This is a genomic window from Actinosynnema pretiosum, assembly GCF_024171695.1.
Taxonomy (GTDB): domain Bacteria; phylum Actinomycetota; class Actinomycetes; order Mycobacteriales; family Pseudonocardiaceae; genus Actinosynnema; species Actinosynnema pretiosum.
The window spans coordinates 16,803-30,353 of sequence record NZ_JAMTCF010000001.1 but is presented as its reverse complement, the minus strand read 5'-3'; the positions used below and the strand labels follow the sequence as shown (position 1 = coordinate 30,353).

The following is a 13,551-nucleotide window of genomic DNA, read 5'->3' as shown; positions in this document are numbered from 1 at the left end:
CGCGACCCTGCGTCAAGCACGCCCGACCCCGGTGCGCGATCATGGGAACCCCCTCGCCGGGCTGCTCACGCGCGGTGACCGCCTCGGTACTCCGCCACTCGTCCGGGGTGCGGAACCCCGTCAAGGCCATTCGTGCCGAACCCCATCTGGAAAGAGCACCCGCGCGTCGATACGGTTTTGCCGAACCACCCGGTCCGGGTTCCGCGAGGAAGGAACGAGAGCGCAGATGAGCGCAGGCGGTTACGCGGCCGTACCCGAGGAGCTGAGAGCGCACGGCAGCCACCTCGAGGGTCTGGTGGACCGGCTGGCCGCCGTCGCGGCCAAGGCGGGCGACACGGCCATGCCCGGCGATGCTTACGGTTCGCTGTGCTCGTTCCTCCCGAAGGCTGTCACCCCCCTGGGCGACCAGGTCGGCGAAGTGCTCTCCGCAGCGGCCGAGGGCGTGTCCGCGTCGGCGCACGGCGTGCGCGGCACCGCGGCGGACTACGAGGACAACGAGACGATCGATCCGTTCACCAGGCTCGTCAACGGCACCCTGGGCGGTGCCCGATGACCAGCTTCGGCTCCGGTTACGGCTACGGCTCGCCCACGGGCGGTTCCGGCGCGCCCGGCAACCAGTCCGACGGCGGCGGTGCGTTCGCCAGCCCGACCACCTCCAGCACCTCCGCGGGCGACGTCGACATGTTCGCGGGCGACCACTACGCCAACTCGTTCGGCGACGCGGACAACTTCAGCGCCGCAGCCGCAGCCGCTGCGGGAGGCGGCGGCCTGGCGGGCGCGGGCATGGCGCACTCGGCGTTCAACGGCGACGCGGACGGCGCCGAGGAGCGCATGGCCGAGTGGTCCCGCGCCCTGTCCGACAAGGCCGACCGCTACCGGGAGGCGGGCAAGCGCACCGAGGAGCTGCGCCTGAGCGCGGTCAGCCCGGACGGCGCCGTGCAGGTCGTGGTGAAGGCCGACGGCAGCCTCGTGGACCTCCAGTTCGGCGACCGCGCCCGCACCATCCCCCTGGAGCACCTGTCGGTGGTCGTCATGGAGACGGTCAGGCAGGCCCAGGCCACCATCGCCGACGAGGTCTCCGACCTCATGTCGCGCACCCTGGGCGACGAGGACCAGCAGACCAGGGACATGGTGCTGGGCAACCTCAGGTCCCGCTTCGCGGCAGCCGACGACCTGGACGACTTCCGCGACGCGCGCGCCGCCGACAACGCGGCCCACGCCAACGATGACGACGACAGGAACGACCCGTGGTAACCCCCCACTCCTGGCCGTCGCCCCCACCACCCCAGGACCCCACCGACCACAACCGCTCCCCTTTCGCCCACACCGGCTACGACCGCGTCGCACTGAGCCAGGGCGGCGTGCTGCAATCCGGGGGAGACGAGGACGCCTTCGACCAGGCCGACCTGGGGCACTACGGAGCCACCCGAGGCGGCCACCCGCAGACCGGCTACGGCCAGACCGGCTACACCCAGGCCGATCAGGACCGCGCAGGCCACGGCCAACCTGACCACGGCCAGACCGGCTACGGCCGACCAGACCGCGGCCAACCGGACTACGGCCAGGCGGATTACAACCCCGCCGGTCACAACCACACGGGTTATGACCGGGCAGGTCACGGACAGGCCGGTCACGGCCAGCCGAGCTACGGCCAGACTGTCCCTGACCAGGCCGGTTCCGGCCAGAGCAGCCTCGGTCAATTCCCCCTGTCTCAGGGCGGCTTGTCCCAGGGTGGCCTGGCGCAGGGCGGACTCGCTCAAGGTGGCCTGAGTCAAAGCGCTCCTGCCCAGGCCACTCCTGCACAGGATGGATCTGCCCATGGCGGATTCGGCCAAGGCGGATTCGGGCAGGCGGGCCTGCCCCAAGGAGGCCCGTTCCCAGGAGGGCTAGGGCAAGGCAGCACTCCCCAACCGAACCTGGGACAGGACGGTGCGTTTCAGACCGACCTGAGCCAAGGCGGCGTAACCCAGGAACGCCCCTGGCAGGGCAGCCCGCCCCAAGGTGGTCTCGCGCAGAGCGGCCCGTCCCAAAGCGGGCCAGCACAGAACGGTTTCACCCAAGCCGACCTGACTCCGGGCACGTTCAGTCAGAACACCCCATCACAAGCCAGCCCGCCCCAAGGCCCATTCCCTCAGAATGGCCCAGCCCAAGACAGCCTGCCTCAAGGCACGTTCGCCCAGAACGGCTCAGCCCAAGGCAACCTGCCTCAAGGCGCGTTTGGCCATGACGGCTCGGCCCAGGGCAACCCGTCTCAAGGCGCGTTCGGCTATGGCAGCTCGGCCCAAGCCGACCCGTCCCAAGGCGCGTTCGCTCAGAACGGCTCGGCCCAAGCCGGCCTGCCCGAGGGCTCTTTCAGCCAAGGCGGCCCACCTCAGGGCTATTTCGACCAGGGCGGTCTGTCCCAGGCCTCTTTCGGCCAAGGTAGTCCGTCTCAAAGCGCGTTCGGACAAACCGGTCTGCCCGAAGCAGGCCTCTCCCCAGGCGGCTTCTTCCAGGGAGGCTCGGCCCAAGGCGTTCCGAGCCAAAGCGCCTTCGGCCCGACCTACCCCCAGGCCAAGGGCGCCCCCGCCAACTCCGACCCGGCCGATTTCAACCAGGCCGACACGTTGCCGGGCGCTCCCAACCCCTTCAACGCCCCTCCGGCAGGCGTCAACACCTTCAGCGCGACCCCGTTCTCCGCCGACAGCGCCAACGCAGCAGCATTCGGCACGGGCACGTTCGACGCAGGCACGATGACCGCAGGCAGAGGCATCCCGGCCGCGCCACCAACCGCTCCAGGCGCGTTCGCCACCCCACCGTCCACCACGACCGAGCCCACTGACCAGTCAGGCGCAGGCGCGTTCGCCGCATCATCGGCGGGCACCAATTCATTCGGCGCCACCCAGACCGGTTCCGGCACGCGCAACTTCGACCAGGCCGACGGAGCCAACTTCGGAGCGGCCACCGGCGCGTTCAGCGCGGGCACCCAAGGTCCCGGCACCACGGGAACCAGTTCATTCACTGCGAGCGACTCCAATTCTGGCACGACCAGCGCCAGTTCGTTCGGAATCGGCCGCTCCAGCGCTGACACGATCGGGGCTACTTCCGCCAATGCGGGTGGCCCCGGTGTCAGTGCTCCCGATACCGGTTCGTTCGCTGCGGGCAATCCCCAGGCGGGAACGACGAGCCCCATTTCATTCGACGCGAGCCCCACCTCCGCTGACCTGGCAGCCCCGATCAGCACGGCCCCGGCCGCTGCGGGCTCGGTCAGCGCAGCCGCATTCGACGGTGGCGTGATCGGTTCCGACGCGTTCGCCGACCAAGCAGACGCGGACGCCTACCCCACCGTCCCGGCAGACACGGCCACGTTCCCCTCGGGCCCACCCGCACCAGTCCCGTCCGCGCCTCTCGCGGAGCAAGACGCGTCCGAGGCCACTCCGGCAAGTGCGGCTTCCTCCGGCCCCGGTGCCGCCGCTCCCAGCACGTTCGACGCTGACCAGCCCATCCAGGCGCAGGCAGCCCCCACCGCAACGGGTTTCGCGCCGACCAGCTTCCCCACAGCCGGTTCGCACCCCGCGGCTTTTCCCACAGCCGGTCATGCCCCGCTCACGCCAAGCCAGGCAGTTCCCGGCGCGCCCTCGTCCGGCGCCGGTGTGCCGGGCGCCGCTCAGCCTGGCCAGTCGGGCTCATCTGGCGTGAACGCGCCCGGTGCGCCCCAAACCGATGCCCCCTCCTTTGCCGCCGGCGCTCCTGTCGCGCCCCAGACCGGTGGTACGGGCTCGTTCGGCACGGGCGTGGCTGATGCGCCCCAGAACAACAGCGGTTCGTTCGGTGCAGGTGCCGCGGGCGCGCCCCAGTCCAGTGCCGGTTCGTTCGGTGCAGGCGCTGCGGACGCACCTCAGCCCAGTGCTGGTTCGTTCGGCGCAGGTGCCCCCGGTGGACCCCAGACCAGCGCGAGCTCGTTCGGCGCAGGTGGGATCGGCGGGCCTCAGTCCAGCACGGCGACGTCCGGTCCGGGCTCGGTGGACACGGGCCTGACCGAGGCGGCGACCGAGCTGAGGACCTCCCTCGCGAACGGCTCCTGGATCGGTGAGACCCCCGGTGCGGGGAAGGACGGCCTGGCTTCGCTGGGGGAGGTCTCGGACCCGTTCAAGCCCCTCTCACAGGCGGGCGTGGAGTGGCTGGTCGAGCACGTCGCCCCGCTCCAGCGCGCGCTCGACGAACTGCGCGGCGATCCCGCCACCGTGACCGCGCAGGCCGAGACGTGGAGCGCCGTAGCGACGGAGCTGGCCACCATCGCGACCGACCTGGTCACCGCCGTGGCCTCCGACACCACCGCGTGGACCGGTGAGGCGGCCGACAACTACCGGGTGCGGGCCGAGCGGACCGCAGCACTGCTCACCGCCGCCAGCCAGGGCGCGCACGGCGCGTCGGGTGGTCTGCGCAAGGCGGGCGAACTGGTCGGCGCGGTCCGCGGCCTGGTCCGCGACGTCATCGCCGACGCGGTGGACAACCTGGTCAAGGTCGCCCTCCAGATCATGGGCACCGGGGGCATGGCGGCCCCGTGGACCATCCCGCACATCTCCCAGACCGTAGCCGCCACGGCCGCCCGCATCACCGCGCTGACCTCGAAGCTGCTCGACGCCCTCCGTAGACTCACCCCGCTGCTCAGGCAGACCGGTGACCTGTTCGGCGAGGCGACGACCGCGCTGCGCACCCTGCAGACCGCCACAACCCCCGGCCCGGCCACGACCCTGGCCGCTGCGGCACCACTGCCCCCGCAGTCGACCGAGCCGAGCCAGTCGTCCGGCGCAGCTCAGACGACCACTGCCGCAGCTCAGACGACCACTGCCCCAGACCGGCAGCCCGACATGCCCCAGTCCGGAACGCCCCAGGCTGGAACGCCCCAGAGCGACACGGACAAGTCCGGCGCAGCCCACCTCGACAGCACCGAACCAGGTGCACCCAGGGCAGGCATGGCCGCACCGGGCGCGACCGACCCCGACGTGTTCCGGGCTGGCACGGCCTACCCGAGTGCCGCTGAGCCCGACGTCTTCCGAGCCGGTGCCGGGCAGCACTGGGACGCCGCTGAGGCCAACGTCTTCCAGTCCGGCTCAGCGCACCCGAACGCTGCTCAGCTCGACGCGTCCCAACCGGGCACGCCCCAGTCCGGCACCGCGCATCCCGGTGCCGTTGGGACCGACACGACCAGCCCCAGCGCAGCCTCCGCCGTGCCCCAGACTGCCGCGCCCCAGACCGCCGCAGTCCAGACGGGTCCCGTGCAGTCCGGTGCGATGCAGTCCAGTGTGGCCCAGCCCTGGCTCCAGTCCGCTGACCAGCCCGTCCCGCAACAGACGGCCCAGACCGAAGCGACCCCCGACCCGGCACAGCCAGCCAGCGCCAACGCCACGAGCGCTCGGCTGCCCGCGCCTGCGGAGTCCGTGTGGACCCTGCCCCCGAGCGACTCGCCGGTCACCCAGCCACGCGCCGATGCCTTCGCCTGGCCCTCGCCCCCGGCTGACGCGGCAACCACGACCTCGTCGGCCGAGACGCAGTGGCCACCGGCGAGCATCCCGCCGCCGAGTGCAGCAACTGCGGGCGCGGATGTGTTCGCTTGGCCCCCGCCCCCGGCCGATGGCGTGACCAGCGCCGCCGGGACCCCGGTCGCCGAAGCGGGCTGGCCCCGTGCCGAGGGCACCACGACCACCTCCAGCGCGGACCTTCTGACGGCTCCCCGAGGAGACCTCCCGACCGTCGCACGGCCGGAAGCCCCTGCGGGCTCGCCCGTCAGCGCTGCCTCGGACCCCGCTGGCCAGCAGGCAGCACCCCAAGCTGCCAACAGCCGTCAGGGGGCCGCGCACCCCGGCACCGCTCACCCTGGCACCACGCGCCCAGGCACCGTTCACCCCGGTGCCGTCCACTCAGGTGCCGCCCACTCCGGTGTCGCCAAGCAGGCTCAGGCGAAGCGGGACGAACCGCCTCAGTTCGACGCTCCCACGCTGTTGAGCGGCACGTCCGCGCCCAGCAGCGTTCAGCCGCCCGCACCCCCGGCGACCACGACCGGCCCGGCTGCGAGCACTGGACCAGCCGCGTCCCAGCGTCCGCCGGTTGACCCGCCGACCCTGCGCATCGCGGTTTCATCGCGCACTACGACCGGTGATGAGCCTACCGGCCTCGATGCCCCCGGTAGGACCCCCTCGGAGCCGCCACTTTCGGGGGAATCTGTCTCCGAGGTGCAGGGAGTCACCTCTGCTACCAGCGTGGACGATCCCGCGTCGTCGCTTTCTGGGGTGCCCACCGCAGGTGCTCCGGCCGGTGGCGAGCTCACGGCTCGGGTAGCCCGAACGTCTCTGCCGCCTGCGGCAGAACCTGAGGCTGAGTCGCCTGCTGCCGCGCCCACTGCCCGCGTGCCGCGTGCCGCGTTGCAACCTGCTGTGGCGTCCGATTCCGGTGGTGCGCCTGTGCCGGTGCCGCCTGCGCGCGAGACGGTGACTACCGCAGTTCCGGAAGAAGCTGTTCCGGATGTTCCGGACGCTGGGGAAGCCGTCCAGGAGAGCGCCGATCAGGTGCTGCCGATTCCCGCGACCACCTCCGGTCGCACGATCGCCACCGAGGCCGCCTCGCCCAAGGGCGCCCACGACAACCCGTTCGCCAACCGCCCCACCCACGGCGGCCCGATCGACGTCACCACCGGCTGGGTCGTCCTCCCGCAGGTCGACGTCGACCTGGCCTCCACCCTCCCGCTGCTGCTCACCCGCACCCACGTGTCGCACTACCGCCTCGGCCGCTCCTTCGGCCCCACCTGGGCCTGCACCGCCGACCAGCGGCTCGAAGTCGACCCCGAGGGCGTCGCGCTCGCGGCCGAGGACGGCACGCTCCTGCTCTACCCCCACCCGGCCGACGACGCCGAGGCGCTCCCCGAGGCAGGGCCCCGCTGGCCGCTGGTGCGCACCACCGCCGGTGGTTACGCCGTGCACCGCGCGGACCGGGACCAGATCCTCCACTTCGCCCCCGGTCCCGACCGGGAGCGGCTCCTCGCGGCCATCACGGACGCGGACGGTCGTTGTGTGCAGTTCCGGCGCGACGAGCGCGGGGTGCTCGTCGAGGTGGCGCACTCCGGCGGGTACCGGGTGCTGGTGGACAGCGAGGACGGGCTGATCACCGCCTACCGGCTCGCGGGCGCGGGCACCGAGGTGGTGCTCGGCGAGTTCCGGTACGACGAGCGGCGCGGCCTCGTCGCGGCGGTCAACTCCAGCGGGTTGCCGCTGCGGTTCGAGTACGACGACCTCGGTCGGGTCGTGCGGTACGAGGACCGCAACGGGATGTGGCACCGGTACGCCTACGACGACGCGGACCGGTGCACGGCGGCCGAGGGCGCGGGCGGGTACTCGTCGTGCGTGCTCCAGCACGCGCCCGGTCTGACCAAGGTCACCGACTCGCTCGGCAACACCACGACCTACCAGGTCAACGAGCGGTACCAGGTGGTGTGCGAGACCGACCCGACCGGCGCGCGCACGGTCAGCGAGTGGGACGCGCACCACCGGCTGCTCTCGCGCACCCGGCCGCTCGGGCTCAGGACGGCGTACCGCTACGACGATCGCGGCGACCTCGTCGAGGCCGTCCTGCCCGACGGCGCGCGCGTGCGCACCGAGCACGACGACACGGGCAGGCCCGTGGTGATCACCGACCCGGACGGGGCGGTGTGGCGGCGCGAGTACGGGCCCAACGGCGCGCTCACCGCCGTCGTGGACCCCATGGGCGCGCGCACCACCTGCACCTACGACGAGGGCGGCGACCTGGTCGAGGTCACCGACGCCAGCGGGGCCACCACCCACTACGAGGTGAATTCGCTCGGCCTGGTCGAATCGGTCACCGATCCGATGGGCGGCACGACCCGCTACGAGTACGATGAACTCGGCCGCCGCGCTGTCGTCATCGACCCCGCGGGTGGGCGCACCCGGTTCACCTGGACCCCTGAGGGCAGGCTCGCGGGACGCGTCGACCCGGACGGGGCGCGCACTGTCCTGCGCCGTGACGGCGAGGGCAACCTGAGGGAGCACACCGACGCCACGGGCGCGGTGACCTCGATCGAGGTCGGACCGTTCGACCTGCCCGTCGCCGAGGTGCGCCCGGACGGCTCGCGCCTGGAGTTCCGCTACGACACCGAGCTGCGCCCGGTCGCCGTTGTCAACGAGCACGGCCAGGAGTGGCGGTACGCCTACGACTCCAGAGGGCATCTGGTGTCCGAGGTGGACTTCGACCAGCGCATCACCACCTACGTGTGGGACCAGGCGGGCCGGTTGCACGGGCACGCGAACGAGCGGGGCGAGAGCGTCATGCTCGACCTCGACCCGCGTGACCGCGTCGTCGCCGTGCACACCGCGCAGGGGCGCACCGACCTGGCCTACGACCCGGTCGGCAGGTTGTTGCGCGCGAAGGGGCCCGACGCCGACCTGGTCCTCACGTACGACCCGTGCGGGCGGGTGCTCAGCGAGTCGGTCGACGGCCGGGTCCTGGAGTCCCGCTACGACGTCCTGGGCCGCAGGGTCACCCGGCGTACCCCGTCCGGGGCGTTGAGCGTGTGGGCCTACGACCTGCTGGGACGTCCCACCGCGTTGCGCGCGGCGGGGCGCACCACGCGGTTCAGCTTCGACGCGGTGGGCCGCGAGGTCGAGCGCAGGGTCGACGACGGCGTGCTGGTGGCCCAGGTGTGGGACGAGGTGGACCGGTTGCGCTCGCAGACCGTGGTCACCGGCCTGCGCTCCACGGCGCCCGCGCTGGCCCAGCGCCGCACCTACGGCTACCGGCCGGACGGCAAGCTCGTGTCGGTGTACGACCAGGTCACCGGCGGTCAAGTGCTGGACCTGGACGAGGTCGGCCGGGTGCTGGCCGTGCGCGGCTCCTCGGGTACCGAGGTCTACCAGTACGACCGCACCGGGAACGTGGTCCACGCCCACTGGTCCGACGCCGAACCGGGTGCGGGCCCGCGCGAGCACGACCTGATGCGGGTGACCCGAGCGGGCGACCTGACCTTCAGGTACGACGAGGCGGGCCGCACCTCCAGCCGTTCTGTGCAGCGCCCGGACGGTGGCGTGGACACCTGGGAGTTCGAGTGGTCCGCTCAGGACCGCCTGCTGTCGGCGCGCACCCCGAGCGGTGCCCTGTGGCGCTACGGCTATGACGCCCTCGGGCGCAGGGTCTGGAAGAAGCGCATGGCGGACGACGGCGTGACCTCGGTGGAACGCGTCGACCTGACCTGGGACGGCGCGGCTCCCGCAGAGCAGTTCACGGGAGCCGAGTCCCTGGTGTGGGACCACGCCCCGACCACCGGCCACGTGGTGACCCAGACCGAGCGCTCACGGGTGGCGGGGGGAGCCTTGGGCGCGCCTGCCACCCGGTCCGCACCGGTGCAGGGTGCTGCGGCTCAGCAGCCGCTGACCGGGGCGGTGCAGGGGCAGCCCGATTACGCCGCTCGCCTCGGCCAAGGCGGTCGGAGCGGTGAGGATGATCAGGTTGCGCGCCTGGGGGCCGGTGAGTGGAACAACCACTCCGGCCAGGGTGACCACGCTGGTCAGGTCAGCTACTCCGGCCAAGGTGGGTACGGCGACCAGAGCGGGTACGGCGACCAGGCTGGACGTGTCGAGCAAGCCGGACGTGTCGGACAGGCTGGGCCTGTCGAGCAAGCTGGACGGGGTGGACAGGCAGGTCCTGCCGAGCAGGTCGGGCGCGGTGAGCAAGTTGGGCATTCTGACCAGGTCGGGCGCGGTGGGCAGGTTGGGCGTTCTGACCAGGTCGGTGGGACGGCTGATCGTGCTGAGCAGTCGAGCGAGCTCGGGCAGGTCGCTCAGAGCGGGCGTGGTGAACCGCTTGGTCACGTCGGGCGAGTTGGTCAGGACGGGCGTACCGAGCAGGTCAGCCGTGCCGACTTGATCGGCGCTGCTGGACAGCCGGGCCACGGCGAGTCCATTGGCCGGGCGGAGCAGCACGGTGGTCGGTCTGAGCAGGCCGTGGACCGCGCGGAGCTGGGTGAAGCGGGTGGTGAGTGGGCCGACCGTCGTTTCCTGTCCGTCGTCACCGATCTGGTCGGCGCGCCTGCGGATCTGGTCGACCCGGACATCGGGTCGATCCTCCCCAGGCGTCCTGCGACCCTGTGGGGGCTGTCCTCGGGGCACTCCTGGACGCCGTTGCGCTTCCCCGGTCAGCAGCACGACGCGGAGACCGGTCTGCACTACGACGTGCACCGGTACTACGACCCGGCGACCGGTCGCTACCTGACCCGCGACCCGTTGGGGTTGGCCCCCAGGTCGAACCCGTGGACTTACGCGGAGAACCCCACGGCTGCGGTCGACCTGGTGGGACTGGTTCCGTGCTCGCCGCTGTCCGGGCGTGCGGTGAGCGGCTACCTGAGCGGCTGGGCGCCACCGGTGGGGCGCTTCGGGGCTGCGTCTCCCGAGCGCCTGCTGCCGTCCGCGACCACACCGTTCCCGCAGCGCGGGTACGGCGTGGGCGAGGTCGGGCGTGCGTATCCGGCGCACGCTGAACTCGGGCCCTGGCACTCGGGGCCTGGACGGGCGTGGACGGGCGTACCTGGTGTGGGGGAGCCGTCTGTGGTGGCTGGACCGATGTCCGGGACCTGCGGGTCCCGTTTGCAGGAGTTGGCCGACCGTCATCAGCGCGATCTGTACGTGGACGGCACTGCTGGGAGTCACCGGAGCGGAGGCGAGCGGTAGTCCCCTGAGCACCGGATAGCCGTCAGGGTGCTCGGTACTTGTGGATGTGGGCGATGCCGGATTCTCGGTGGACGGTTTGGTCGTTGCGGTTGGTTCTTGGATCCGGCTGTGAAGCGGTGGTCGCGGGTGGGTGCCGGGGTGCCGCCCGTGATCGTGTCGATCACTCGCACCCCGCCATGATCACGGTTGCTCGGCGTGGGCAGTAGTGCGGCTTGGCCGGGCGGACGAGGCGTGGCTGGACAGCGGGATCACGGCAGGGCAGGGCGGTGCCGCTCTGGTCGAGACATCGGATCTTGGTCGACTACTGTCTTGCCGCAAGCCTCGCCCATTGCGCTTCCACCGCTTAGCCCGTGCTGACCTGCGACGTCACGATGAAAAGGCTCACCCATTCACCTGAGTGGCCGATTATCGAGTTGATTCACAGCCTTTGGTGAGCGTTTTCTGGGGCTGAACAGTTGGGGAGGCTGACTGGCTTGTCGACGCAACCGGGCGTGCCGCGTGTGCTTAGGTGGAAATGCTGCTGTTGTGCCACCGGGGTGTCCCAGCGGTCGGTCGGGGCGACCTGTGTTTGATTATGCTGCACAGTTATTGCCCGGTTATGGTGGTGAGGCGCCGCTGGTGGAATTCGCCCTCGTCCGGATCGAGTTGGCGCCATCTCTCGATTCGGCTCGGGTCGGTTCGCACCAGACGGCGCCTCTGTGGGTGGTCGGGCCTGCTCGTCCGAGCGGAGGTGAGAGGACCGCCGGGGCGCGCTCCCGGAGGTCGTCACGGCACCGTCGGACGTGGTGCTCGCAGGTGATGGCCCGACCGACCCGGCCCGCGGCCTTCGCGGTCGTCTTGCGCATTCAGTTGTGGGTTCAGCGTTCAGCAGTTCCTCCTTTCCCAGTGCGCCCAGGCGAGGACACGCCTGGAACGCGCTGTCAGGTGTCGAGTGCGCATGAGCGCGCGAAGTCGAAAATCAGGCTTGCGGAACGGGCGCGGAAACCGGGGTGCACCTGACCGGTCCGGGCCGTTCGCGCAATGCTCGATCGCGGGCTTCGCGTCGTCCTGCTGATAATTGTTCCACGGTGGAACAGGCTGTGCTAAGACCCTGCGAGCCACGTATTTCAGGATCACTCTTTCGGGGAAAGGCGCAGGTGAAACCAGCCCTGGAACGCCCCCGGCGAAGCGCGACTACGCGCGAACCTGCCGCTCCAGAGCAGCCACCAACCGGTCCAGCAAAGCCGAAGCGTCCCCACCGGCCGAGGCCACCGGGTCCTCGTCGGCGAAGTTCGCCCAGTCCACCTCGCCCTCCAAGGACCGCAGGTCACCGGCCGTGAACAACCGCCCCTGCTCACCCAGCTCAGGCTCCAGCAACCCGCGCACCACCTCCAGCGGCAACGTCGCGCGCTCGGCCAGCAGCACCGCGTCGTGCAGATCCCTGCCCTGCGGGTAGATGTCGGTCATCAACCACTGCACCTTCCACGCCAGCACCAGCTCGGGCGAGGCCGCGAGCAGCGTGGTCCCCAGCGGGGTCACCACCACCCGGCTCGGCGGCGCGGGCAGCTCCTCCGCGAACGAGAGGTCCAGCTGCACCGACCCGCCGGGCAGCCCCGGAACGTCGAACGGGAACACCAGCCGTCGCCCGGACGCCCGCTCGCAGGTCCAGATGTCCACCGAGGTCACCCCCTCGCCGCGCACCCCCGGCCCCGGCTCGGTCAGCAGCGCCACCACCAACCCGGCCAGCAGCTCCTCGGCCAGGTGGTCCCGCACCCCGACCGTCGAGGGAACGACCACGAAGTCCAGGTCACCGGTCTCCCGAGCCGCGTCCCCGAACCACGCCCGCAGCAGCGCGCTCCCGCGCAGCACCAGGTTCCCGGCCCACGGCGACCGCGCCACCACCTCCAGCACGTGCGCCACCGCCTCCCGCCGCGCGGCGAACCACCGAGCCCCCTGCTCGGGGTCGTCGAACACCGGCTCACCGGCCCGGAACGAGTGCCCGTACTGCTTGACCGCCGGGTCGAACACCGCCCGCTGCTGGAACCCGACCCCTGGGTGCACCCGCATCGGCTGGTAGGTCACGGGGAAGTCCGGCGCCCCTGCGGGCGCGGTCCGCAACCGCTCCTCGTGCCACGCGTGCCGGTCCGCCGAACCCTCCAGCCACCCCCGGTCCAGGTCGAGCGCGTCGTCGTGCACGACGTACTCCTCCTCGACCTCCAGCACCCGCTCACCCTCGCCGAGCACCCCGCGCACCGCCGCCAGCAGCGCCGCCAACCGCTCCCGCGCGGTCTCCCGCCCGACCCCGTGGCAGCGCTGCGTGACGAACCGCTCCTCGTGGTCACCGCCGGGCACGCGCAGCGCGTTCGCCGACAGGTGCGCGTTGTGCGGTTGCACCGCGTGCCCCAGCTCGTGCAGCACCGCCGCGTCCGACCGGGTGAGCAGCAGCTTGACGTGGTGCTCGAAGTACAGGTCGGGCCTGGCCTGCTCGTCGCTGGTGGGCACGCCCGCCGCCGACGGCGCCGCCTCGACCTTGGTCCGCAGCACCCGCAGCCCCTCGGTGGCCAGGTCCTCGCGCCACCGCCGCGCCAGCGCGCGCACCTCGTCGAGCGTGCCGCGCGCGCCGAAGGACAGCATGGGCTGCGACGGGCTGGTCCCGCGCGCGAGCACGATGTGGGTGAACTTCACCCCGTGCTCGCGCGCGAACGCGGCAAACCCGTCGGCCTCCCACTCGGAGCCGGTCACGCGCACTTCGAAGTCACCGCTGAACACCTCGGAATCCTCGCATTCCAGCTCGCGCGGCGAGGGCGACTTGACTAAAGGCGGTGCGGGGTGGCAACGGCCGGGTGTCGGCCATCCGGGTAAC

The 13,551-nt window shown here is 71.6% G+C and carries 5 protein-coding genes; 3 read left to right on the top strand and 2 right to left on the bottom strand.

What is annotated here, in order from left to right:
• Nucleotides 1-226: 226 nt before the first annotated feature.
• Both LV78_RS00105 and LV78_RS00100 read left to right on the top strand, forming a co-directional pair.
• The gene (locus tag LV78_RS00105; RefSeq protein ID WP_253842447.1) at nt 227-553 is read left to right on the top strand and encodes a type VII secretion target; all 327 of its coding nucleotides are present in this window, start codon (nt 227-229) and stop codon (nt 551-553) included.
• Nucleotides 550-1,254 carry a YbaB/EbfC family nucleoid-associated protein gene (locus LV78_RS00100; RefSeq protein ID WP_253842446.1) on the top strand — a complete coding sequence of 235 codons (705 nt, stop codon included), beginning with the start codon at nt 550-552 and terminating at the stop codon, nt 1,252-1,254. The genes LV78_RS00105 and LV78_RS00100 overlap by 4 nt, the downstream gene beginning before the upstream one ends.
• A gap of 1,288 nt (nt 1,255-2,542) precedes the next feature.
• On the opposite strand, the gene LV78_RS00095 is transcribed toward LV78_RS00100, so the two are convergent.
• On the bottom strand, nt 2,543-3,070 hold the full coding sequence (locus tag LV78_RS00095) for a hypothetical protein (RefSeq protein ID WP_253842445.1): 528 nt from the start codon (nt 3,068-3,070) through the stop codon (nt 2,543-2,545).
• Nucleotides 3,071-4,001: 931 nt separating this feature from the next.
• Here LV78_RS00095 and LV78_RS00090 point away from each other — a divergent pair.
• Nucleotides 4,002-10,709, top strand: a complete 6,708-nt coding sequence (locus LV78_RS00090) for an RHS repeat-associated core domain-containing protein (RefSeq protein WP_253842444.1) — start codon at nt 4,002-4,004, stop codon at nt 10,707-10,709.
• A gap of 1,173 nt (nt 10,710-11,882) precedes the next feature.
• Here the strand turns inward: LV78_RS00090 and LV78_RS41425 are convergent.
• On the bottom strand, nt 11,883-13,457 hold the full coding sequence (locus LV78_RS41425; RefSeq protein ID WP_253842443.1) for a nucleotidyl transferase AbiEii/AbiGii toxin family protein: 1,575 nt from the start codon (nt 13,455-13,457) through the stop codon (nt 11,883-11,885).
• Nucleotides 13,458-13,551 lie beyond the last annotated feature (94 nt).